The sequence below is a fragment of the Corynebacterium pilosum DSM 20521 = CIP 103422 genome, from assembly GCF_000373805.1.
GTDB lineage: Bacteria > Actinomycetota > Actinomycetes > Mycobacteriales > Mycobacteriaceae > Corynebacterium > Corynebacterium pilosum.
Window position 1 is genome coordinate 218,121 of the sequence record NZ_KB892438.1, and the last position, 22,478, is coordinate 240,598.

Consider the following 22,478-nt stretch of genomic DNA (forward strand, 5'->3'; position numbering starts at 1 on the left):
CGCAAACCGATATAGTCCTCGCCACATAGTGCGGGTCGCTTATTGAAAACGTAATGGCCTCACGCAGTATGGGCCGAGGACTATATCGGTTTGCAAATACGGGAGCCCTACGCGGAGAAACCGCGCGGGGTGAGGTACTACCAGGGTTGTTCCACCCAGGCGGCGTCGGGAACCACTCGGTTAATCACGTCGAAGGTGGCATCCATGTTGGTGTACGCCATGATCATGTTCTGGCCTTCTTCACTGGCGCAATCATCCACGTTGAGGCCGGCCTCGGTTCCAGAAACCACGCCGATGATCGCGGCGCGCCCGTTGACCTCGGTAAAAACGGGTCCGCCAGAGTCACCCTTGGCGGCACAGACGGTCGCTAAATCTCCAGTTGTTTCGATGGTGGATCCATCGTCGTTAGTAACGATCTGAACGCCGTCGGGATGATCGAACTGTCCACACGTGTAGCCTGTGGTGCCGCCGGTTTTGCACACGTCCACTAATTCGGTGTGGAGTTCGCGCACGAGGCCCGTGGGGATCGGGTCGCCGACAACATCCATGAAACGTTCCGTATCGGTGATCTCGATGATGCCGATGTCCACCTTGTACCCGTCGTATAAGTCGTCGGAGTGCATGCCTGAATAGACGTAGGTGCCCACTTCTACCCTGTAGTCCCTGGCGGTGGTCGCGTTCGTCGGCCAGACCAAATCACCGACGTTGCCGCAATGCCCCGCCGTCACCGCGTAGGCGCGTCCGTCCTCACCGGTAAAGCTAAAGGCCACGGTGCAGGACTGGGCGGTGAAAGGCTCGCCCGGCTCTGGGTAGAAACTTGTGGACTGGATCAGAGTGCCCGGAGCCCACGGGGCAACGGCCGGGCTCAGCACAGTGGACTCGGGGATGATGTCCGGGTTCACGGGCGGCGGGGTCTGTGCCGCCTGCATTGCCGCTGCTTCTTCGGCTGTCGGCGTGGTTTTATCGTGGGTGCTTACCCCTAACCACACGACGATGGCCACGACAAATGCGACCACCACGGCCAGAGCAGTCCATAAGGTCAGCCTGTCTCCGGACTGGTCGCCCCCTGCTCGATGTCGTGCGGCAGACACTATTCCCCTTGCTCTTTGGCCTTCTGCTCTTTGTCCTTCTTTTCTTCTTCGGCCTGAATCTTCAGGTCGCGCACGAACTTCTCTGGATCAAACTCGGTGAAGTATTCGGGTCCAGCAAACTGTTCCTGTGCCATGAGGCTGGTTCCTTTCTGGTACGTGGGCTGTCTATTTCACGTCCGAGTTAGCGATGGAATCTGCGATGAATCCCTTCACCTTCTCGGCATCGTTGGGAAGATCGGTGACGAAGCGGCCAGCGTCCATGACATCGGCGAAGCGCTCCGGGGTCTCAGGTTCCTGCCCGGTCGCCTCCACGATGGTCTCGGAGAACTTCACTGGCAGGGCGGTCTCCAGGGCGACGATCGGGGTGTCCGTGTCATCTTGCCAATCGCGCGCAACCTTCACGGCGTCCGCGGTGTGCGGGTCGATCATGATGTCGAAGCGGTCGAAGGTGTCCTTGATGGTGGCCACACGGTCAGAGTGGGTGGACTTTCCGGAGTAGAACCCGAATTCCTCCCGCACCTTGTTCAAGGTTGCATCGTCTTCTAGCGAGAACCCTCCCGTGTTCACGGCCGTGCCAAAGAGTTCATCGATACGTACCGCGTCACGGTCCAGCAGGTCATACACGAAACGCTCGAAGTTGGACGCCTTGGAAATGTCCATCGACGGCGAGGATGTCGCCAGCGTTTCAGCGGCGGAACGCGGGATGTACTTGCCGGTGGTGAAGAAGTCATTCAGCACGTCATTTTCGTTGGTGGCCACGATCAGGCGGTCGATCGGCAGACCCATCTGGCGTGCGATGTGGCCGGCGCACACATCACCGAAGTTACCGGTGGGCACGCTGAAGGAGACCTTCTGATCATTCGAGTCAGTCACGCGCAGCCACGTGGAAATGTAGTACACGGTCTGCGCCAACAGACGCGCCCAGTTAATCGAGTTGACCGCACCAATGCGGTACTTCTTCTTAAACTCCGCGTCAGCGTTGACTGCCTTGACCACATCCTGGCAGTCATCAAACACGCCGTCCAGGGCGATGTTGAAAATATTCGGATCATCCAGGCCGAACATCTGCGCCTGCTGGAAGGGCGTCATCCGCCCGGCCGGGGTCAGCATGAATACGCGGATGCCGGTGCGCCCGCGCATTGCGTACTCAGCAGAGGAACCGGTATCGCCCGAAGTCGCGCCCAAAATATTAATGGTCTCGCCGCGGCGGCCCAGCTCATATTCAAACAGTTCGCCCAGCAGCTGCATCGCCATGTCCTTGAAAGCGGCCGTCGGCCCATCCGACAGGTGCGCGATGAACAGGTGCTCGTCGACACGCGTGACCGGCACAATCTCCTCGGTGTTGAATTTCGGGGTGCGGTAAGCGCGCGCCGTGATCGCTTCGATGTCCTCGTGCGGGATGTCGTCGATAAAGAGTTTCAGCACCTCAGCTGCCAACTCCGCGTAGCCCTTCTCCTCCAGTAGCGCGCGCCACTGGGTCAGGGTGTCGTCGTTAAGCTCCGGGTAACTCACCGGCATGTACAGGCCGCCATCAGGGGCGAGGCCGCCAAGCAGGATGTCGGTGAACTTGTATGGGGTGCGGGAAGAATCGCGAGTTGAAATGTAATCCACGGTGACTAGCTTACGTGGCCGGCCTCCCGTGCGGGGCACCTGGCTGGCGTAATTGCGGGACGGGACTAGGGTTGCACGATATGTCATCTTCCTCGTCCACACCAGAGCCCACACCGGGATCGCGCCCGGACCCGCGCGAAGTCGTCACCACGAAGGCCCTCACGGTGTGGTTGGCGGCGCTGGCCGTGTACATCGTGGCGATTTTGGGCCGCACATCCTTCGGCGTGGCTGGCGTGGACGCCATCGAAAGATTCGACGTGGACGCGTCGCGCATCGCCGTGTTTACCGCGGTGCAGATCGGCGTATACGCGTTGGCGCAGATCCCGATGGGGCTGCTCATCGACCGCTTCGGTCCCCGGAAGATGCTGGTCGTCGGCGCGCTGATCATGGCTGCCGGGCAGACGATCTTGGGCTTAACGACGAGCTACTGGGTCGCTATCGGTGCCCGCGTCCTGATCGGGCTTGGCGACGCCACCGGCTTCCTCTCCGTCATGCGGATCTTGCCCTACTGGTTCCCCATGAAGAAAACGCCGCTGTTTACCCAGCTCACCTCTGCTGCAGGTCAGATCGGCCAGTTCCTATCCGCGGTTCCCTTCCTGTGGCTGCTGAACACCTCCGGCTGGACCGTCGCGTTTTTGAGCCTAGGCGCGGTTGGCGTACTGGTCTGCTTGGCCGCCATCGTTGCCGTGTCGGATGCGCCTGAGGGCTCGCCTGGCGAGGCCATGGAGAACGCCGCTCGCCAACGCGCAGAACGCATGAGCCTGTCCAGCTCGTTGAAGACCGTGTTTAGCTCCGCGGTGTGCTGGCAGGCCTTCTTCCTGCACTGGGTGTCCATGGTCTACATGCTGGTCTTCTCCCTGTTGTGGGGCGTACCTCTGATGACGCTGGGCATGGGCCTTTCTGAGGCCGTCGCCGGCATCGTCCTTGTGGTCAACACCGCGGTGACGATCCTGGCCGGCCCGCTGATGGGCATGGTGTCCTCACGCGCGGGGCAACGCCGCGAGCTTGCCGGCATCTTCTTTTCGCTGGTGCATACCGTCGGATGGGTGGTGTTCTTCTGGTCACCGACCCCGCGCACCCTAGCGGCCGTGATCGTGATGCAGCTATTCATCGGCATTCTCACCCCCGCCGCGAACTACGGTTTCGATTCCGTGCGTGAGAAACTGCCCCGCGCTGTGGTCGCCACCGGCACCGGAATGGCCAACATGGGTGGCTTCATCGCAGGGATGCTCGCCGCCCAGTTGATGGGCCTGCTGCTGGACTACTCCTCCCACGGGCTGGAGTACCAGTGGGCCGATTTCCGCTTCGCCTGGCTTGCCGTGTTCGTCGTGTGGGGTATCGGCATGATCGGCCTGATCACATCACGGGTGATTCTCAAGCGCGGCGAGGCGGCCCGCGCGTCGTCTGGCCCCGTGGTCATCGTCGATGAGCAGGAGCCGCGTCACGACGATTAACCCCGCCCACCGGAGGTTAGTTGTGGCGCGGTGGTTCCTGCTTGCCCGTCAAAATATCGATCACGCTGCGGATCGCCGCATCCCCCAACTGCCCCACCGAATCCGGCTGCGTGTTGGCACCCTGGCTTGGAGGTTGGTCCGCGCCGAAGCGCGTGACTCCGGGCGTGGTCACGGTGATCGATAGTGTGGAGTCCTCCAGCTTCAGCGGTGCCAGCTTGTCCACGCCTGCCACCTCCGCGGCCTGCACGAGGGCCACAAGGTCAGAAAAGGTTGCGTCTTCGAGGTTGATTGTCATATTTACAGCCATGCCCCCATGCTAGGCACGCTTGAGGCGCAGCGCACGGCCCCTACTCCTCGAATTCGAACGTCGGCTCCTCACCCCAGAATACTTCCTCCACCACGCGGTGGGCGCGCCGCGTAGTGCGCAGGTAGTCCTCAAGAAACTCCTGGTTATTGTGCGGATCATAACCCACAGCACCGGCGACTTGGGCCAACTGTGGCCCAGGGCTAGGCAACTGATCAGTACGCTTACCACGCACCAGCACTAAGGCGTTGCGGGCATCCGTGGCCAGCAGCCAGGCAGCCTTCAAGGATTCCACCTGCTCCGCGTCGATGATCTCCGCCGCTTCCTCAGAGGCCAAGAAATCGAGCACTTCCAAGGTGGAGGTGTTGTGCAGCTGGGGGTACTCGTCGGCATGCATCATGGTGATCAGCTGGACGGTCCACTCCACGTCGGTCAGGCCGCCGCGGCCCAGCTTGGTGTGGGTGTTGCGGTCGGCGCCACGCGGGAGGCGTTCATTGTCCACCCGGGCTTTGATGCGGCGCACCTCGCGGATATCGGCCTCGCTAGCCCCGCCCGAGGGGTAGCGAAACTTATCGATGGTCTGCAGGAACCGCGTCGACAATTCCTCATCACCGGCCACGTGGGTAGCGCGTTGCAGCGCCTGCTTCTCCCACACGCCACCCCACTCCTTGTAGTAGCGCTCATAGGACGCGATGGTGCGCGCCACAGGCCCCGACCTGCCCTCCGGCCGCAGCCCAAGGTCCACCTCCAAGGCGGGATCCCCAGACGGCTTCGCCAGGCGCCGGCGCAGCTGGTCGACGATCTTCGTGGTCCAGTTCAGCGCCTCCGGCTCGTCGACTCCATCGGCAGGTTCGGCCACGATCATCACGTCCGCGTCAGAACCGTAGCCCAGCTCATTACCACCCAGGCGCCCCATCCCGATCACCGCGATCCGCGCCAGCGGCTCCTCCGCCCCACGTTCAACCAGGTCAGCGCGGACCTCTGCAAGAAGCGCGGCCTGCAGCACGGCACGCCACACCCAGGTCAGTTCGTCGCACACTTCGCGAACGTCGATCAGCCCCAGCAGATCGGCAGACGCAATGCGCGCCAGCTCCGATCGTCGTAAAGCACGCGCCACATCGACCGCCTTATCCGGGTCTTGATGGCGTTTCGACGAAGAAATGATCGCCTTGTACACCTGATCCGGAGCGGCATCCAGAAGCTTGGGGCGCTTCGCACCGTCGCCAAGCAGCTTTACGACGTCCGGCGCGCGAATGATCAGGTCCGCAGTATAGGGCGAGGTACCCAGGATGGTCATGAGGCGCTTGCCGACGATCGTCTCATCGCGAAGCATGCGCAAAAACCACGTGCGGTCGAACGCTGCATCGGACAGCTTGCGGTAATTGAGCAGGCCGGCGTCCGGGTCCGCTGTTGCGGCGAGCCACTCCATGAGCGTGGGCAACAAGATGGCCTGCAGTTTTGCCTTGCGGCTCGACCCTTTGGCCAGGGCGTTGAGGTGTTCCAGCGCGCGGTCTGGATGCTTGTAGCCAAGGGCGCCCAGCTGCAGCTTCGCTGAATCGGGGCTCAAGGAGGCCTCGTCGGCATCCGTGCTGAGCTGCGCCACAGAGTTCAGCAGTGGGCGGTAGAACAGCTTCGCGTGCAGGTTGGACACGCGGCGGCGGACCTCCCGCAGGTGCTTCTCCATCTCCTCCACGGCACTTCTGGTCACCGTGGCCGTGAACCCTACGGTGGTAGCTAACCACTTGCGCGCCGCCACGTCATCCTCCGCGGGCAGCGCGTGGGTGCGGCGGAAACGATGCAGCTGCAGGCGGTGCTCGAGGAGGCGCAAGAACTCGTAGGCCTCGATCAGACTGGCGGCGTCGTCACGCCCGATATAGCCACCGTCCGACAGTGCCTGCAGCGCCTTCACCGTATTGAGCACGCGCAGGGATTCGTCGAAACGCCCATGCACTAGCTGCAGCAGCTGGACGGCGAACTCCACGTCGCGCAGGCCACCGTTGCCCAGTTTGAGCTCGCGGTCGCGCATGTCCGGCGGCACGTTGTCCAGCACGCGGCGGCGCATGGCTTGCACGTCGTCGACGAAGCTGTCGCGGGTGGAGGCCTCCCAGACCATCGGGTCGATGGCCTGCTTGTATTCGTGGGCCAGTTCCATGTCGCCCGTCATGGGGCGCGCCTTGAGCAGTGCCTGGAACTCCCAGGTCTCAGCCCAGCGTTTGTAGTAGGCCACGTGCGATTCCACCGTGCGGACCAAGGCGCCGGACTTGCCTTCGGGCCGCAGGTTCGCGTCCACCTCGAAAAAGCAGGAGGAACCGATGCGGTTGAACTCACTGGCCAGGCGCGTGGCCTTGGTGGTGGCGGGTTCGGCGACGAAGATGACGTCCACGTCAGAGATATAGTTCAACTCCTGCGCGCCGCACTTCCCCATGGCGATCACGCCCAGGCGAGTGTCTGGTTCCTCGTCTCCGTAGACGGTGCGCACCGCCACGGCCAGGGCGGCGGTCAGTGCTGCATCGGCGATATCGGTGAGCAACTGGGTGACCTCGGTGAACTCGACGCGCGGTGCATCGGCCCCGTAGCCTTTGCGCGCGGCAAAGGTTCCGGCTAGGTCGGCCGCGGCCACGCGCATCATCAGCGTGCGATACGCCATCCGTAGCGCGTTCTTAGCGTCCTTACCCTCCAGCCCGGCGCGGTAGGTCCCCGGCCCCGTCCCCTGCACGCCGACAGAACCGAGCATCGCCTGGAAGATTTCCCCGCGCGTGGGGCGAGGGCGCTGCAGCTCCCGCCATAGTTCGGGGTGCGCCGCCAGGTGATCGCCCAGCGCGGTGGATCCACCGAGCAGCGCCATGAAACGGGTGCGGAAGGTGTCGTCGTCGTGAAGCGCCTGCAAGAGCTCCCCGTAGCCCGCGCCGAGGTTGTCGCGTAAGCGGCGGGCATTATTTAAGGCGAGGTCAGGGTCACCGCTGCCCGCGAGGGTCCAGAGGATGGCGGCGCTGTCCCACCCTAAGGCCTCTAGGTCGGCGGCGGCGTGCTCGCTGGACAGGCCCAGCACGGCCGGGGATGGTTGGTTGCTGCGTGCCACAGCGATCGCTCCTTTAGATATTGAAGTTGGTGGCTAATTCCCATTCGGTGATCTGGTCGGTGTACTCGCGCCATTCGCGCCACTTGGAACGCAGGAAGTATTCGAAGACCTGCTCGCCGAGCACCTCCGCCATGAATTCAGACTTTTCAAGGTGGCGCAGCGCCTCATCCAGGCTGCCGGGCAGGTCGCGGTAGCCCAGGGCGCGGCGTTCCCGGCGCGTCAGTGCAAAAACATCGTCTTCGGCGGGTTCGGACAGCGGGTATTCCTCACGGATCCCCTTCAACCCCGCGGCCAAGATGGCGGCGTAGGCCAAGTAGGGGTTGGCCCCAGAGTCTGGGGAGCGCACTTCCACTCGTCGTGATGCGGGCTTGTTCAGGCGGTACGTCGGCACGCGCACCAGCGCCGAGCGGTTGGACACACCCCAGGTCACGGCGGTCGGCGCCTCCGCGCCGAACTCGAGGCGCTTATAGGAGTTGACGAACTGGTTAGTCACCGCGGAAATCTCGTGCGCGTGCACCAGGATTCCCGCGATGAAACGGCGGCCCGTAATCGACAGCGAAATCTCATCATCCGGATCATGGAAGGCGTTGGCGTTGCCCTCGAAGAGGGAGAAGTGGGAGTGCATCGCAGATCCCGCATGCTTCTGGAATGGCTTGGGCATGAAGGTGGCGCGCACGCCGGAATTCGCCGCCACCGTCTTGATCAGGTAGCGGAAACTGACCACGTTGTCGGCCATGGTCAGCACGTCCGCGTGCCGCAGGTCGATCTCCTGCTGGCCCGGCGAGGTTTCGTGGTGGGAAAACTCCGTGGTGATGCCCATGGCCTCCAGGGCGTGAATCGCTTCACGACGAAACTTCGGCGCCCGGTTATACGCTGACTGATCAAAGTAGCCGCCGTCGTCGACCGGTTCCTCCTTATCCTCGCGGCTGACCAGGTAGAACTCAATTTCTGGGCCCACGTTGCAGGTGAAGCCTTCGTCGGCAGCCTTGTCCACCTGACGGCGCAACACGTGACGCGGATCGGAAAAGGACGGGTTGCCGTCCGGCATGGAAATGTCGCAAAACATGCGCGCGGAAATCAGGTCCGGCTCGTCGGCGTCGAAAGGCAGGATCTGGAAGGTGGAGGGGTCCGGCAAAAGCAGCGTGTCGGATTCGCTGATGCGGGAAAAGCCTTCGATGGAGGAACCGTCAAAACCCACGCCCTCCTCGAACGCGCCTTCCAGTTCGCTGGGGCTCATCATGACAGACTTCAGCGAGCCGGAGATGTCAGTAAACCAGAGGCGGATGAATCGGATACCACGTTCTTCAACCGTGCTAAGGACATATTCCTGTTGGCTATTCATACCTCCGACTGTAGCGTTTCGCGCCGACTAGCATTATGGGAAAAGCACCCCGAAAGGCAGGACCCCATGACACACGGATTTTTGGAAGTTGAGGCGAAGTTCGCCGTCGACGACACCACCCCCACCCCCGATTTGACCGCCCTGGACGCTGTCGCCGCCGAGGGCGAGGCGTCCGAGCAGCACCTGTCCGCCATCTACTACGACACCCGCGACCTGCGCTTGACCCGCGCCAAGATCACTTTAAGACGACGCACCGGCGGGAAAGATGACGGCTGGCACATCAAGATGCCGGCCAGCCAAGGCCGGTTGGAGCTGGGGGCGGAACCGACCGACCCGGCGGAGATCCCGCCCGAAATTCTTTCCCAGGTGCGCGCGATTGTGCGCAACCTGCCGCTGGAGCCGATCGCCCAGGTGGACAATAACCGCCGCGAGGTCACGCTTCTCAACGATACCGGCGCCCCCGTTGCAGAGTTCTGCGATGACCGGGTGACCGCCTGGTCCCTGCTGCCCGGCGGCCAGAAGCAGACGTGGCGCGAATGGGAAGTAGAGCTAGCCGGAGAGATGCCCGGCACCAAGGAAGGCACTGAGCTGATCCGCAACGCCACCACCCACCTGATTTCGGCTGGGGCGCGGGTGTCTGCCAGCCCCTCGAAGCTGGTCGCGGCGTTGGGCGACACGGTGGAGTCCGCTCCCCTACCACCGCACCTGGCCGGCGAGCCCCTGGATGAAGAGGACCCCGCCTACGCAGTGGTGGAGGCCATCAAGGCGAACCGTGACTCCTTGATCGAGTGGGACCCGAAGGTGCGTCGCGACGAGTGGGATTCCGTGCACCAGATGCGCGTGGCCACCCGCGAGCTGCGCAGCCAGTTGGAAACTTTTGAAGGCGTGCTGGCCCATGATCAGATGCGCCACATTGAAAACGAGTTGAAGGAGTTGGCGCGCGTACTCGGCGTGGCGCGCGACGCGGAAGTAGTGGAGGAACGCTTCCACGACCTGCTCGATTCCGACCCGACTGGGCTGATCGACGACACCGCCCGCGCCCACATCCACGATGACATGCGCAAGGAGTACGAGGCCGCGCACGCCGACATTGTCCGCGCCCTTGATTCGGACCGCTACCTGGCGTTGCTGGATTCCATCGACCACCTCATCGCCAACGCGTCGGCGGTGTCGGCCGAGTCGGCTGCGTCGGCGGTGTCGGCCGAGTCGGCTGCGTCAGCAGCTGGCGCAGCAGCTGGCGCAGCAGCTGGCGCAGCTGACCCAGTCGGCACCGCCGAGGTGCTCTACTCCTCGCTGGCGGAAGCCTACAAAAAGCTAATGAAGCGCCACGGCCGCGTGCAGGAAAACTACGACAACCCAGAACTTCCCCTGCATGAGCGCGAGAACTATGTCCACGACACCCGCAAGACCGCCAAGAAACTGCGCTACGCTGCCGAAGCGGTGGGCGAGGCATCTTCGCTGAAGACGGGCAAGTTGGCCAAGGCGTGCAAGACGCTCCAGTCCCAGCTAGGCGATTTCCAAGACGCCGTCACCGCCCGCGACCGCCTGCACGGTCTGGCGCAGGACGCTGCCGAACGCGGTGAGGACACCTTCGCTTACGGCATGCTCTACCAGGTAGAAATGACAAACGCCGCCGCAGCCTTGGAGGGCTACAGCGACGTCATCGCCGATATCAAGCGGGCATTCGACCGCATCAAGAACAAGAAAAAGAAGAAGCGCTAGCCGCTAACGGGCCGGCGCCGCAGGTTCTAGTTCTTTTCCCTAGTTCTTTTCCCAGGAGGCCGGCTCGCCCCAGTTGTCGTCGGCTTCGTCCTTGCGGTCGGCGGCCTTGGTCCGTTCGTTTGCGATCTTCATCGCGTTTTCGGCCTCTTCGCGGGTGTCGTAGGGGCCCATGCGGTCGTCCCAGTTGGTTTCTTTGCCTTGGGTGACCTCGCCGGTCTTGGTGTCGTAATAAAACTTCTCTGCCATAGTTCCTCCTTTATTTTTGCCCTCCACTGTACCCGCCAGCGTTGGTAGTGTGGGGGCCAGTACATGTCCGAAGAAAGGTAGCTGTTTATTATGCCGTTGTGGTCCGCCCCTGACACCTCCCCTGCTGACCGCGTCACTGCCACCCACCAGGAACTCACCGGAACCGCACCGACACAGATTGCCGACGCCCCCGCCACCTGGCTCTTGATCGGCGAAAACGTCGACCACTACGGTGGCGTGACCATCGTCGGATTGTCGGACCTGCGCGCCGCCGTCGCTTTCTCCGCGCGTGACGACGACACCCTCCGCGTCACTTTCCGCACCGCCAATGGCACGGAACTTAACGACGAGACCACCTTGGCTGCCATCGCTGAACGGGCGACCGCCCGCCACTCCGACCCAGACGCCGAACCGGAACCCGTGCTGGAGGAGCTGGGAATCGCTACACGCTTCGGCGGAATCATTAACACGTTGATGAGCCGCCAGATGCTGACCCGTGATACCCCGGGCCTGAACATCACGGTGGAGTCCGACATTCCTTTGGGCGCTGGCCTCGGAGCGATGTACGCCGCCGACGTCGCACTCGCACTGGCGTTGCTGGCCGACAACGACGATATCGACGAAGCCCCTCTGCGCAGCCGCATCGCCGAAGTCTGCACCCAGGCAGTGGACCAGTACTCCTCGATGCCGGTGCTGCGCGCCCGCCACACCACCGCACTGCGCGGCAAGGGCGAAACCGTCTCCGTCATCGACTACGCCGATGGCTCCGTCACCCAAGCACCCCACCCGGAACGCGCCGGCGTGGACGTTTTCGCCGTGGCCAAGGACTTGGGCAAGGCCGACGATTCTCAAGCCAAAGTGATCGCCGATCGTCGTACGTTCATCACCAAGGCCTGCCAGAACTTCGGAACCGACTCGCTGCGCTCCATCCCGGACGCTACCCCGCGCACCGTGGAATGGCTCGAAGCAGTCCGCCAGGTTAAAGGCACCGAAGGCATGCCCACCGTGGATGAGGCGAAGGCGTGGCTAGAATTCAGCGAGAACGAAACGCTGCGCGCACTCGCCGTTGCCAAGGCGCTGCGCTCCCGCAACACCAAAGACCTCTTCCACCTGCTGGACACCCCGTATCACACCCACGGGTTGGAAACCCCTGACGAGCTGGTACAACTGATGTCACTACGCGGAGCAGTCGCCGCACGACCCGCAGCCGCCGGCATGAGCCAGGCAGTCATCGCTTTTACACCCATCCAGAAGTCCAAGAACTTCGCGGCCGATCTTGCCGACGACGGCTTCCACGTCTTCCCCATCGCACGCGGACAGGTGGCAGGCCTCGTCGATAAGCCCTAGTCTGCTGGCCAGGCGAACCTGACCTCACGGTCCTCAACATCGGCCCTGATCAGCGAAAACTTGGTCTCGGTGCCCTCGGCGGGATGCCCCACAGACTCGCCGAGCACCGGCGGGTCATTGACAAAGATGCGACACGTGGAGCGGCCTTCGTCGGAAAGCAATACCACCCCATCGAAGTTGTGCCCCACCCACGGCTGCAACACGGTGGCCTCGGTGAGGTTGAGGCAGGCGCGATCCACCGCGTTGGCCAGCTGGGAGGTTCGCCCCATCGTCTTGGCCACCTGGGCTGCATCCGCGGTGACCCACTCCGGGATCTCGGAACAAGCGGAAATGGCCAGGCAGACCTCGGTAGCGTAACGATCGATCAGGCGCCGCAGCGGTGCCGTGACATGGCTGTAATATCCGCCGATGCCCGCGTGCACCTCCGGATCCTTATCCGCCAACCACACGTAGCCGGAACCGCGCAGCAACTTCTGCGCCTCACGCATCGCGGCCATCCCGCGCGGGGTATCAGCATCGATGCGGCTGAGGAACTCCCCGATCGGCGTGCCACCCAGCTCGAAGCCGAGGGCCCGCACCTCAGCGCGGAACGTGGCCTCCGACTCTTCGTTCGCCGGGCGCAGCGTCCGTAAAAAACCGACGCCCGCGCGCTGCATCATCTGGCCCGCCGCCATGCCCGTGAGCAGGGAGATCTCCGAGTTGTAGTCCATGATCGGGTGTCGCGGCTCAATCTGCAGCTCATAGCGGCCGTCCTCCAGCTGGTCCACGCGCACCGACGGCAGCCGCAAGTTGATCGCTTCACGACGAAGGCTGCTCTCCTGCCGCAGCCGACCCACCTCAGGCAGGTGCTCGATGGAGGGGTGGATACGGCCCTGATCCAAGTCCTCTTGCACACCGTCATAATCGAGGCGTGCAACCGAATGGATCATGGCGCGTTCCACGGTCACATCTGCCACATCGCCGCTGGTATCCAGGTGGAATGTCCACAAGACTGCGGGCCGGTCCACATCCGGCAGCAAACTTGCCGAACCCTCCGACAATTCCTCCGGGTGCAACCGCGCCGGCTCATCCGGCAGGTAGATCGTCTGGCCTCGCTTCAGAGACTCCTCCCGCAGTGGCGAATCCGGGCCGATGAACGCTGCCACATCTGCAATCGCGTACTGCACCGTGAAACCGGTTGCGTGCTTCTCTATGTACACCGCTTGGTCCAAGTCCTTCGAGCCGGCCGGGTCGATGGTGACGAACGGGATGTGGCGCGCATCTCTGCGCTGTTCCGCGAGCCGGTCAGTTGCCGACGCCGCCGCTTCGTGCAGCTCAGGACTAAATTCCGTGGGCACCTCAAACTCGCGGGCGATCGAGCGGAAGTTAAGTGGCGCAGCATAGAGCTTCATAAAACACCAGTATGGCAGAAACTTCCGGCGCTGGTTATCCCCGCAAACCGATATAGTCCTCGCTACATAGTGCGACTAACTTGTTGAAACCTTATTGACAACCTGCACTATGGGCCGAGGACTATATCGGTTTGTGAAGGGACCTAGCAGGCCTACCCGGCGCGCCCACCAAACTCCTTCTCACGCGACAACGCGGCGCGCACCTCAGCAACAACCCTCCCCGGATTAGCGACTATCTCATTCGGCCGGAACCGCAACAGCCGCATCCCCGCGTTCTGGATCTTCTTCTCACGAGCACGTTCCTGGGTAATCACCAGCTCGGGTGGGCTGCCAAAGGTCTCGTCATATTTCTCATCGCCGTCCACCTCAACCCCGTTGAACAGCGTCAACCCGATATCAACATGGAACCCAGCAACCTCATATTGCGCGCCGAGGATCGGAATACCCTCCCGAACAAGAATCGCACGCAGCAAACTCTCATAGGGCGATTGCGAATTCGCAACTGCCACCTCAATAACTTTGCGCGCAACCCCCTTATTTTTCACAGGCCCCAACCGCCCCAGTTCGCGCCGCAGTTCTTCCTTGGTCCCGCCTTGTTTCAAGAACCAATCCGCGGCCACTACCCCATCGTCGAACCCGTGCCACCGTGCGATATCGATAACGGTTCGGGCCTTCGTCGTCACGCGCACATGATTGCCCTGCACCGTTTCCTCGTCGCTCAGCGCACTCCTGTGGTACAAGGTGTTGGGCAGCTGCTGGCGCGGAGGCGGCACTCCACCACCGGGCAGCGCCAGTTCGGTCGGTTCCTCAGCGCGGGCGATGACCCACATCGCGTGGACGCGCGCGGCGGACTTTCCGACGACCACCGCCGACGTCGACGACCGCCCGCAGGCGATACCACGCAACCAGCGGCGCTCATAAAAAGGTAACGATTCGTAAATATCTTTGGGCACCGCAAAAAGCGGTGCCAGTTTGATCATCTCCCCCGATTGAAGTTTGCGCAGCAATGAACGTTCGTTCGTTGACACGGTTCTTAGGTAGCGGCAATCCGCCAGGATTTCTTTTCGACGACGAATGATTTTCTCAGTTGGTGTTTCCCCCATGTGGTTAATCATGAACCGACTTCTGGGTTCCCGCATCCGATGCTTAGGAAACCTGTGGATAACTCAGTCTCGGCGGGTTGCCTGTGGATAACTCCGCAGTTTGGGGGTGAATGCTCTCACCGCCCCGCACCCGCAAACCGATATAGTCCTCGGCCCATAGTGCAGGTTGTCAATAGGGTTTCAGCAAGTTAGTCGCACTATGTAGCGAGGACTATATCGGTTTGCGAAAAGGGGAAGAAAAGAAACGAAAAAGAGAAAGAAACTGGGCGAATGAGCCAGCCTATAAGCCGGATTCTGTCCCCGCACCGCACAAACAGCACGGCGCGGGTGGCGATCATCCATCTGGGCCCACCATCACTGGCGGCCTCAAGCAGCTACCTTCGGACTCAGCGGGCAGCCTCACCATCCGAACCACCACGCCCGAAAGCGCAGTGTATTGCCTTGCTCCCAGTGGGGTTTACCTGGCCACGCGTGTCACCACGCATGCCGGTGCGCTCTTAACGCACCCTTTCACCCTTACCCAGCATTAGCTGGGCGGTCTACTTTCTGTTGCACTTTCCCGCGGGTTGCCCCGGGTTGCTGTTAGCAACCACCGTGCCCTGTGGAGTCCGGACTTTCCTCGACCCCCGCTTGTGCCGCATTCGTGCAGCTAGTTCGGGGTACCGCGATCACCCGGCCGGCTCATTCGCAAGCATTTACTCTACGCGCCGGGACCTCGATTGTCCCAATCTGCCCGCAGGTGCGCGGTGTCGTTGACGTGGCGCACCACCGCGGTCTCGGGGTAAAACTCCACCACAGAGATCGAAGCCAGGTCCAGGAACATCCGCGCGAACAGGTCACCGCTGGCGTTGAGGCCTTGGCGGATCATCGATTTGATCGGGGTGACGTGCGTGACGACGAGCACCGTCGTCCCCTCACACTTTTCCTGCAGGCTCTTACGCGCGCTGGTGATGCGGCGGTGCATCGCTGCGATCGATTCGCCGTTGGGAGGGGCCACGCTTATCGACGATTCCCACTCCGGCAATTCCTCCGGATACCGTTCCAGTGCTTCTGCACGGGTGAGGTTCTCAAAGGCGCCGAAATCCATCTCGCGCCACTTGTCTTCCACCTGGTACTCAAGGCCCAGTTTCTCAGCGACGATCGCCGCTGTCTCCTGTGTGCGCCGCAGCGGCGAGGAGACGATCGCGCTAATCTTCCCGATGTCCTCGGTGGCAGCAATCCAATCAGCAGCCCGGCGCGCTTGGTCGATGCCTACGTCGGTGAGGTGCGGGTCCGAGGAGCCGGAGAAGACCTTGGCCGCCGACTGTTCGGTTTGCCCGTGGCGCAGCAGGATGAAGCGGGTTGGGGTGTCCTCCAGCCCGTTCCAGTGGGCGTGGGTGGCCACTTCGTGCTCTGGTTCCGCCTCCGGCTCCTCCTGCTGAGGCGCCTGCCCGACGATGCCTGGTTCGGTGCCGCGGGCGGCGGCATCCATGGCGTCGTTGGACAGTTTGTCGGCGACCTTGTTCTTGTCACGCGGCACCCACTGGTAGGTGACAGCATCAAAACCGCGCGCCAGCTTCTGCCCTGCCAGTGCCAGTTTTTGCATGTCGGGGTGCTTGATCTTCCAACGCCCGCTCATTTGCTCCACGACGAGTTTGGAGTCCATATAGACGTCCACCTCGGTGGCGCCAAGTTCGGCGGCAGCTTCTAGGCCGCGCAGCAGGCCGTGGTATTCGGCAACATTATTGGAGGCTTTCTGCCCGACAACGTAGACGATCTTGCGAAGAATGTCGCCGTCTTCGTCGTAAAGCACCGTGCCCGAACCTGCCACACCAGGGTTGCCGCGGGAGCCGCCGTCGGCGTAGATGGTGATCTTCACGCTTAGCTCCCCGTGGCGCTGCGCACCAGGTAGGTGCCGCAGTTGGGGCAGGTGGGTACTTCGTCGGCGGGCACGGCGTTGATCTCTTCGCGCTCGGCTAGTGGCAGCTGGAGGAAGCAGCCGCCGCAGGTGCGGCCGTGGGTGAAGGGGGCGGCGCCGGCATCGTCGTAAGCCTCAAGCACTTCGGCCGGCAGCTGGGCGCGAATCTCTGCAGGATCCGCGCCAGCCTTGGGCTCGGGCGCATTTTCGGCGGCGCGGCGTGCTACCTCGATCTTGGCGTCCAGGTCCGAGAGCTTGGCGCCGTGCACGTCGCGGTTGTTGCGCAGCGCGGCGATCTCGTTGTGCGCCTCCTTCAGCTCCGAAAGCAGGTCCATGATGCGCGACTTCGTGGCATACGTATCGTGTTCCAGATCCTTGCGGCGCTCTGGGTCGGTCTCCGCGCCGAGCTGCTTCTTGTTGTCCAGTTCGCGGCGCTTCAGCTTGCGCTCGTCTTCCTGGATGCGCAGGATCTCCAGCTCCATGTCGTCGACAGCCAACTGTGCGGAGCCGGTAGCGTCGGCCATGCGGGCGCGCTCTTTGGTCAGTTTTTCTAGTTCTTCCTGCTCCGGGCTAATTTTTGGGGGTTGTCCGGCGGAGCGTTCTGCGTCAGCAAGCTCGAGCAGTAGGTGCTGTTTGTCAGCGGCTAGTTTCATCGATAATTCTCCTTGTGGCTATTTCGCGTTCTGTGGGTGCGCGGATACTGTCCACGGGTCGGTACGCGTGGGAATGATGTGGGTGTCCACGCCAAGATCTGCCACGATACCCGCTGCCTGCGTGGTCCACGGATATTCGCTGGCCCAGTGCGCGGTATCGATCACGGCGGGCCCGCCGGCGCGCAGGTGCTCGTCGACGGGGTGGTGGCGCAGGTCGCTGGTCACGTACACATCGACTCCCAGCGCAGCCACGTCCGACAAGAAACTGTCTCCCGAACCAGAACCGACGGCGACCTTCTGCACCATCTGCTCCGGATCACCCGCTGCGCGCACGCCCCACGCGGTTTCAGGCAGCGCGTTGGCTACCTGCTGGGTGAACTCGCGCAGCGTCATCGGCTCCGGCAATTCGCCAATGCGCCCCAGGCCCGTGGCCGTCTCAAGATCCACGTCCTGCTCCATCGCAGTGATGTCGAAGGCCGGTTCTTCATAGGGGTGGACGCGGCGCAGCTCGTCGATAAGCGTGCGCCGGATCCGGGCATCGGCCACGAATTCCACGCGCGTTTCGGCATCAGCATAGTGCTTGCCGACGACCCCATCGGTCGGGTCCGCGCCCTCCAAGGGGGTGAATCCGCCACGGCCTTCGATCTGGAAAGCGCACTCAGCGTAGTTGCCCATGCGGCCGGCGCCGGCGTCGAAAAGCGTGGCCATCACCGTGTCCACGTGTGCGGCCGGAATGTGTACGCCCCACTTGTCGCGGGCGCGCGGGTCCACCACCTTGATGGGGCGGCCGGGTGTGATGCCCACCAGGTCAGCCAGCTTGTCGTTCACGCCGGGACGCGCCGAGTCCGCGTTCGTGTGCGCGGTGTAGAGGGCGCAGCCACCCTTGAGCAGGGTGTGGATGACCTTGCCCTTCGGCGTGTTCGCGGCCACCGATTCCACCCCGCGCAGCAACAACGGGTGGTGCACGACCAACAACTGGGCGCCGGCATCCACGGCGGCCTCGGCCACCTCCTGGGTGCAGTCGAGCGCGAACGCGACACGGGTCACCTCGTCGTCAGGATCGCCGCAGACCATCCCCACGGCGTCCCACGATTCAGCCAGGTGGGGCGGGTACGCGGCGTCGAGGGTGCGGACAACATCACCAACGGTCAAACCTGTTTCAGTCATGTGCCCCATCCTAGAGCAGCGGGCGGACATCACCCGAGTGTGGTTTGCTGGAGGGCGTGACTACTGTACTTCTTGACGTCGACGGCACCCTCATCGATTCCTTCCCCGGAATCCGCGCCGGCTTCCTTCATGCCCTGAACCAGGTGGGGTGGCCGGCCCCGTCCGAGGAGCGGATCAGCCGCATCGCCGGCCCGCCCATGGAGGAAACGATGGCAAGCCTGGGCATGGACCAGCCGACGGTGGATCGCGCCTTCAACGCCTACATGGACTACACGCGCAGTGGCGGCTGGGCGGAGGCGAAAGCCTATCCCGGGGTCAAAGAGCTGCTGGAGCAGTGGTGCGCAGACGGTTTCCGATTGATCACGGCGACGTCGAAAGGCGAAGGCTTTGCCCGCGCCATCCTGGAGCGCGAAGAAATGCTGGACCTGTTTGAATTCATCGGCGCGGCCGAGGAATACGGCACCCGCCGCGGGAAGAAACAGGTGATCCAGTACGTCAAAGATAATGTCAACCTAGAAGGCGAGCCGGTCCTGATGGTCGGAGACCGTTCCCACGACATCGAGGGGGCGGCCGCATTTGGCGTCGATACGTGTGCCGTGACCTGGGGCTATGGCACTGCCGACGAGTGGGCGCGGGCGAAGTACATCGCGAAAACCACCGAAGAACTCGATCAGATTATAAGGAAGTTTCATGCTGCACATTGATTTTGTTTGCACGGGCAATATTTGCCGCTCCCCGATGGCCGAGGTGATCGTCCGCGACGCCCTGGTGCGCGAAGGACTAGCTGACCAGGTGAACGTTACGTCGTCTGGCATTGGTGGCTGGCACGTAGGCAACCCCGCCGACGAGCGCGCCGTACAAGAACTGCGCGATCACGGCTATGACGGTTCACGCCACCGCGCCAGCCAGTTCGGCGGCGACCGTTTCGACGCAGACCTCCTCATCGCCCTGGATACCGGGCACGTCTCCGAACTCGTGGCGCGCGGTGTGCCTGAAGAGCGCGTACGCCTGCTGCGCTCTTTCGATCCCGAATCCCCCGATCAGGCGAGCGTAGCCGACCCCTACTACGGCGGCCCCGAAGGTTTCACCACCACCCGTACCCAAATTGAGGCGGCCACCCCGGGCATTGTGTCGTGGGTTCGGGAACAGTTGCAAGCCTAGGTACAGTAGGTATTTGTGAGCACTACCGCGAGAAGGACGAACAGTTCGGCACAGCCAGCCAACTCAGCCTGGTGGAAAAAGTTCCTAACACCCGGCTGGGTGATCACCGCTGTCCTGATCATCATCTTCTCCTATTTCGCGTTCAGCTTCCTCGCCCCCTGGCAGTTGGGGAAGGACGACGCGATCGTCGAACGCAATGAGCGCATCGCTCAGGCCTTCGAAGTGGATCCGGTGCCGGTGACAGACATCGTCGCACCTGATGGCACGTGGGACCGCGACAACGAATGGACACGCGTCACCCTCACCGGCCAATACCAGCCCGCCGACGAAATCCTCTTGCGGCTGCGCCCCGTTGAGTCGATTCCAGCCTTCCACGGCATGGTCCCCTTCGAACTGGACAACGGGCAGACCATTTTGGTCAACCGCGGCTGGGTCGAAGCCATCGACGGCACCCAAGTCCCAGAGTTCGAACCCGCCCCGTCCACGCCCGTCACCATCACCGGTCTGATCCGGGTCGACGAAGGCATCCACCACAATCCGCCGCTGGAAGATCAGGGGTACACGCAGGTGTACTCGATCAACACGGAGCAGATCTCTTCGCTTATCGACGAAGACCTCGCCGAACCGTGGATCCAGCTGCTTCCAGACGAAGCTGGCCTGTTGAACGCTCAACCACTACCCCAGCTTGACCGCGGCAACCACCTGTCCTACGGGCTGCAGTGGATTGCTTTCGGAGTGATGGCTCCTCTGGGCCTGCTGTACTTCATCCGCGCGGAGTTCAAGGAGCGTCGCCGGGTTAAGGAAGAGGAAGCAGAACTCGCCGGGGTCGAAGCTGCACCGAGCGCCGGCCCGGATCCCCACCCGGAGAACGATGAGGCCCCTGCACAAGACGAGGTAATGGCCGATAATGGGTCTAGGCAGGCGCAGCGCATGCGCAACCGCTACGGAGATTCGCGCCGCAACCACTGGGCGCGCAACACGCAGCGGGACGAAGAACGATTCTAAGGAATAGGCGACACAATGAGCTTTCTCAAGCGTTTGTTCAGCGGAGACGACAATGAAGACCAATCACCCAATCACCCTGAGCTGGACCCGCAGCTGAAAAAGCCAGTCGTCAAGCCTGAACATGAAGCGGCCTTGATTGAGCCGCACGCCGGGCCCGCTATCGCCGGCGAGAATCTCAACGACCAAACACTGCCTGAAGATTCCGCGGAACCAGTGGCGCGGATCGACAGCATTGGCGCCGACGAACTGACTGCGGATGATGCGCGCCTGATCGTCTCTGCCATACAGACCCTAGAGAAGGCAGGCCTCACGCCGCGCGCGGAGGTGGAGCCGGAGGACATCGAAGACGCGCTTAGCGACGATGTCGAACTCTTTCGCCGCCGGCCAATAGTCAGCCTCTTAGCCTCCCGCGATCCCGCCGGCGAGCTGATGTTTAACCGAGTTTTCGCAGATGACGATCAGCTGTTGCGTTGCTCTAACGATGACCTTCTGGATTTCCTCGAGGAGGCCTCCACAGCTGCGGGCAGCGACGCGTACATCTCCGATGTTGTCTTCTTCGAAGACACCGAAGACCCCACCCGTGGTTCCATGCGCTTCCAAGTCGGCGAGTGGAACGTTCGCGATATCGAATACCACCTTGACCCTGACTTCGGCGCCGTCGATGCCGAGGCCGACCTGCTCGAAGCCGTCGCAATGGACGGACAGGTAGCCACAACCTTCGAGGGCGCGTTCCACCGCCACGCAATCACCTTGTGGCTAGACCCCACCACCCCAGAGTCGGCTGATCTGGTCGCGGCGATTGAGGCTGAACTCCAGCGCTAAACCGACGCGGGGTTGGCCGCAGGCGCTTCCGCCATACTCCACGGGGGCAGTAGTGGCCATCTTGCACCGGTCCATTTCAAAGTGCCTGGTCATCGGAAGGTGGACCTGGTGCAAGATTGCTGTTTTCGCCTCCAGGGCACCCTCGAACCATAAACTGTTGGATCTGAACTGTTGGAACAGGGGCGTTTGAGGGTCCCCAGTGGCTAAAAACGCCCAGTTCCAACAGTTGAGCTTCAGCAGTTTGGGCGCTAAGCCATCCCTAGCCCCACACGCGCGACGAAGCCCCTCTCCGGACAATCGGAGAGGGGCTTCAAGTTGGTGCGCCATGACGGGCTCGAACCGCCGACCTACTGGGTGTAAACCAGTTGCTCTTCCAGCTGAGCTAACGGCGCGCTGCTTGAAAACATTAGCACGACTGACGTCATGCAACAAAACAGCAGCTCAGGGATGGTTAACGGCCGCCCATTTCTAGGCAAGAACCCTGCCATTCGCCGACTTTCTCGGCGCGTGTTTGCACCATGCCAGCAAGCTGAGCAGATTCAGAGATGTCTCCAGGGTTGACCGCCCCCGGCTTGTTCGCTCCTGGCGTGAGAAGCCAGATACACCCCTCTTGGTCTAGGTTGCGGGCTGCATCCATGAGTGCGTCGACAAGATCGTAGTCGTCGGAACGGTACCAGAGCAGGACCACGTCGCACAGTTCATCTGTTTCTTCGTCCAGGAGTGCCTCACCGATTGCTTCCTCGATAGCTTCTGAAATCGAGGAGTCAGCGTCTTCGTCCCAACCTAGCTCCTGGACGATGTAGTCGTCCTGGATGCCTAGTAGCTGTGCATAATCATTGACACCGGCGGCGCCCACTGTGTGTTGTCCTCCTTGAGAGTTGTGCATAATAGCTAAAGGATAACGGTTCTAATGATTCTTTTCTCGCTTTGAAGCGTTAAATTCGGGGTTTTGTTGTCCCCCAGTTTTCGGTACCCGGGCACAGCTATTCACCAAGGGGTGGGTTTTAGCGAGATTGTTGCACCAATAGGGGTACAAAACAGTTTTATTAAGTAGGCTAGAGGAACCGCATTTACTCGACTTTT

20 protein-coding genes and 1 tRNA gene are annotated in these 22,478 nt (G+C 62.2%); 7 read left to right on the forward strand and 14 right to left on the reverse strand.

Features of this window, described 5'->3' with window-relative positions; all coding sequences use genetic code 11:
• Window positions 1-137: 137 nt before the first annotated feature.
• Genes B097_RS12245 through thrC form a run of 3 tightly spaced genes read right to left on the reverse strand, consistent with a single transcriptional unit; the run spans window position 138 to window position 2,702 of the window.
• Window positions 138-1,091: a trypsin-like serine protease gene (locus B097_RS12245; RefSeq protein WP_244911201.1), complete on the reverse strand. Its 954-nt coding sequence runs from the start codon at window positions 1,089-1,091 to the stop codon at window positions 138-140.
• On the reverse strand, window positions 1,091-1,225 hold the full coding sequence (locus B097_RS13775) for a hypothetical protein (protein WP_018580668.1): 135 nt from the start codon (window positions 1,223-1,225) through the stop codon (window positions 1,091-1,093). Before B097_RS13775 ends, B097_RS12245 begins: the two co-directional genes overlap by 1 nt.
• 31 nt (window positions 1,226-1,256) lie before the next feature.
• Window positions 1,257-2,702, reverse strand: coding sequence for a threonine synthase (thrC, locus tag B097_RS0100990; protein WP_018580669.1), 1,446 nt, complete (start codon window positions 2,700-2,702; stop codon window positions 1,257-1,259).
• Window positions 2,703-2,782: 80 nt separating this feature from the next.
• On the opposite strand from thrC, the gene B097_RS0100995 reads away from it, so the two are divergent.
• Window positions 2,783-4,156: an MFS transporter gene (locus tag B097_RS0100995; protein ID WP_018580670.1), complete on the forward strand. Its 1,374-nt coding sequence runs from the start codon at window positions 2,783-2,785 to the stop codon at window positions 4,154-4,156.
• Window positions 4,157-4,172: 16 nt separating this feature from the next.
• On the opposite strand, the gene B097_RS0101000 is transcribed toward B097_RS0100995, so the two are convergent.
• The 3 genes from B097_RS0101000 to B097_RS0101010 are packed head-to-tail and all read right to left on the reverse strand — an operon-like array spanning window position 4,173 to window position 8,881.
• Window positions 4,173-4,463 carry a hypothetical protein gene (locus B097_RS0101000; RefSeq protein WP_026254211.1) on the reverse strand — a complete coding sequence of 97 codons (291 nt, stop codon included), beginning with the start codon at window positions 4,461-4,463 and terminating at the stop codon, window positions 4,173-4,175.
• 40 nt (window positions 4,464-4,503) lie between these two features.
• Window positions 4,504-7,539 (reverse strand): bifunctional [glutamine synthetase] adenylyltransferase/[glutamine synthetase]-adenylyl-L-tyrosine phosphorylase, encoded by a 3,036-nt coding sequence (locus tag B097_RS0101005; protein ID WP_018580672.1) that lies wholly within the window; start codon window positions 7,537-7,539, stop codon window positions 4,504-4,506.
• 13 nt (window positions 7,540-7,552) lie between these two features.
• Entirely contained in the window at window positions 7,553-8,881 is a 1,329-nt protein-coding gene (locus B097_RS0101010) for a glutamine synthetase family protein (protein ID WP_018580673.1), read from the reverse strand.
• 66 nt (window positions 8,882-8,947) lie between these two features.
• Here B097_RS0101010 and B097_RS0101015 point away from each other — a divergent pair, with 66 nt between their 5' ends.
• On the forward strand, window positions 8,948-10,603 hold the full coding sequence (locus B097_RS0101015; protein ID WP_018580674.1) for a CYTH and CHAD domain-containing protein: 1,656 nt from the start codon (window positions 8,948-8,950) through the stop codon (window positions 10,601-10,603).
• Window positions 10,604-10,642: 39 nt separating this feature from the next.
• Here the strand turns inward: B097_RS0101015 and B097_RS0101020 are convergent, their stop codons facing one another.
• Window positions 10,643-10,849 carry a hypothetical protein gene (locus tag B097_RS0101020; RefSeq protein WP_018580675.1) on the reverse strand — a complete coding sequence of 69 codons (207 nt, stop codon included), beginning with the start codon at window positions 10,847-10,849 and terminating at the stop codon, window positions 10,643-10,645.
• 90 nt (window positions 10,850-10,939) lie between these two features.
• Here B097_RS0101020 and B097_RS0101025 point away from each other — a divergent pair, with 90 nt between their 5' ends.
• Window positions 10,940-12,196, forward strand: coding sequence for a galactokinase family protein (locus B097_RS0101025; protein WP_018580676.1), 1,257 nt, complete (start codon window positions 10,940-10,942; stop codon window positions 12,194-12,196).
• Here B097_RS0101025 and B097_RS0101030 read toward each other — a convergent pair.
• From B097_RS0101030 to B097_RS0101050, 5 genes are all read right to left on the reverse strand, one after another.
• Complete coding sequence (locus B097_RS0101030) at window positions 12,193-13,587, reverse strand: RNB domain-containing ribonuclease (protein WP_018580677.1); 1,395 nt, start codon at window positions 13,585-13,587, stop codon at window positions 12,193-12,195. The genes B097_RS0101025 and B097_RS0101030 overlap by 4 nt on opposite strands.
• Before the next feature lie 152 nt (window positions 13,588-13,739).
• A complete protein-coding gene (locus B097_RS0101035) occupies window positions 13,740-14,702 on the reverse strand; it encodes a hypothetical protein (RefSeq protein WP_147287054.1) in 963 nt (320 codons plus the stop codon).
• Between the two features lie 688 nt (window positions 14,703-15,390).
• The gene (locus tag B097_RS0101040; RefSeq protein ID WP_018580679.1) at window positions 15,391-16,548 is read right to left on the reverse strand and encodes a bifunctional RNase H/acid phosphatase; all 1,158 of its coding nucleotides are present in this window, start codon (window positions 16,546-16,548) and stop codon (window positions 15,391-15,393) included.
• 2 nt (window positions 16,549-16,550) lie between these two features.
• Window positions 16,551-17,240: a zinc ribbon domain-containing protein gene (locus tag B097_RS0101045; protein WP_018580680.1), complete on the reverse strand. Its 690-nt coding sequence runs from the start codon at window positions 17,238-17,240 to the stop codon at window positions 16,551-16,553.
• 18 nt (window positions 17,241-17,258) lie between these two features.
• Window positions 17,259-18,407 (reverse strand): Nif3-like dinuclear metal center hexameric protein, encoded by a 1,149-nt coding sequence (locus B097_RS0101050; protein WP_018580681.1) that lies wholly within the window; start codon window positions 18,405-18,407, stop codon window positions 17,259-17,261.
• A 56-nt stretch (window positions 18,408-18,463) separates the two neighbouring features.
• Between B097_RS0101050 and B097_RS0101055 the strand changes: the two genes are divergently transcribed.
• From B097_RS0101055 to B097_RS0101070, 4 genes are read left to right on the forward strand one after another with little or no spacing between them, the layout of a single operon-like run.
• Window positions 18,464-19,111: an HAD-IA family hydrolase gene (locus tag B097_RS0101055; protein WP_018580682.1), complete on the forward strand. Its 648-nt coding sequence runs from the start codon at window positions 18,464-18,466 to the stop codon at window positions 19,109-19,111.
• Complete coding sequence (locus B097_RS0101060) at window positions 19,098-19,568, forward strand: low molecular weight protein-tyrosine-phosphatase (RefSeq protein WP_018580683.1); 471 nt, start codon at window positions 19,098-19,100, stop codon at window positions 19,566-19,568. The genes B097_RS0101055 and B097_RS0101060 overlap by 14 nt, the downstream gene beginning before the upstream one ends.
• Before the next feature lie 15 nt (window positions 19,569-19,583).
• Window positions 19,584-20,573: an SURF1 family cytochrome oxidase biogenesis protein gene (locus B097_RS0101065; protein ID WP_048402807.1), complete on the forward strand. Its 990-nt coding sequence runs from the start codon at window positions 19,584-19,586 to the stop codon at window positions 20,571-20,573.
• A 15-nt stretch (window positions 20,574-20,588) separates the two neighbouring features.
• Window positions 20,589-21,395: a hypothetical protein gene (locus B097_RS0101070; RefSeq protein ID WP_018580685.1), complete on the forward strand. Its 807-nt coding sequence runs from the start codon at window positions 20,589-20,591 to the stop codon at window positions 21,393-21,395.
• A 316-nt stretch (window positions 21,396-21,711) separates the two neighbouring features.
• On the opposite strand, the gene B097_RS0101075 is transcribed toward B097_RS0101070, so the two are convergent.
• Window positions 21,712-21,787: transfer RNA gene (locus tag B097_RS0101075), tRNA-Val, on the reverse strand.
• 59 nt (window positions 21,788-21,846) lie between these two features.
• On the reverse strand, window positions 21,847-22,281 hold the full coding sequence (locus tag B097_RS0101080) for a DUF3052 domain-containing protein (protein ID WP_040429166.1): 435 nt from the start codon (window positions 22,279-22,281) through the stop codon (window positions 21,847-21,849).
• Between the last annotated feature and the right edge of the window lie 197 nt (window positions 22,282-22,478).

Coding starts and splice junctions, on each gene's coding strand:
- B097_RS0101000 (WP_026254211.1), bottom strand. CDS start 4,463: ATGGCTGTAAATATGACAATCAACCTCGAAGACGCAACCTTTTCTGAC.
- B097_RS0101080 (WP_040429166.1), bottom strand. CDS start 22,281: ATGCACAACTCTCAAGGAGGACAACACACAGTGGGCGCCGCCGGTGTC.
- B097_RS0100995 (WP_018580670.1), top strand. CDS start 2,783: ATGTCATCTTCCTCGTCCACACCAGAGCCCACACCGGGATCGCGCCCG.
- B097_RS0101025 (WP_018580676.1), top strand. CDS start 10,940: ATGCCGTTGTGGTCCGCCCCTGACACCTCCCCTGCTGACCGCGTCACT.
- B097_RS0101020 (WP_018580675.1), bottom strand. CDS start 10,849: ATGGCAGAGAAGTTTTATTACGACACCAAGACCGGCGAGGTCACCCAA.
- B097_RS13775 (WP_018580668.1), bottom strand. CDS start 1,225: ATGGCACAGGAACAGTTTGCTGGACCCGAATACTTCACCGAGTTTGAT.
- B097_RS0101070 (WP_018580685.1), top strand. CDS start 20,589: ATGAGCTTTCTCAAGCGTTTGTTCAGCGGAGACGACAATGAAGACCAA.
- B097_RS0101035 (WP_147287054.1), bottom strand. CDS start 14,702: ATGATTAACCACATGGGGGAAACACCAACTGAGAAAATCATTCGTCGT.
- B097_RS0101010 (WP_018580673.1), bottom strand. CDS start 8,881: ATGAATAGCCAACAGGAATATGTCCTTAGCACGGTTGAAGAACGTGGT.
- B097_RS0101045 (WP_018580680.1), bottom strand. CDS start 17,240: ATGAAACTAGCCGCTGACAAACAGCACCTACTGCTCGAGCTTGCTGAC.
- B097_RS0101050 (WP_018580681.1), bottom strand. CDS start 18,407: ATGACTGAAACAGGTTTGACCGTTGGTGATGTTGTCCGCACCCTCGAC.
- B097_RS0101060 (WP_018580683.1), top strand. CDS start 19,098: ATGCTGCACATTGATTTTGTTTGCACGGGCAATATTTGCCGCTCCCCG.
- B097_RS0101030 (WP_018580677.1), bottom strand. CDS start 13,587: ATGAAGCTCTATGCTGCGCCACTTAACTTCCGCTCGATCGCCCGCGAG.
- B097_RS0101015 (WP_018580674.1), top strand. CDS start 8,948: ATGACACACGGATTTTTGGAAGTTGAGGCGAAGTTCGCCGTCGACGAC.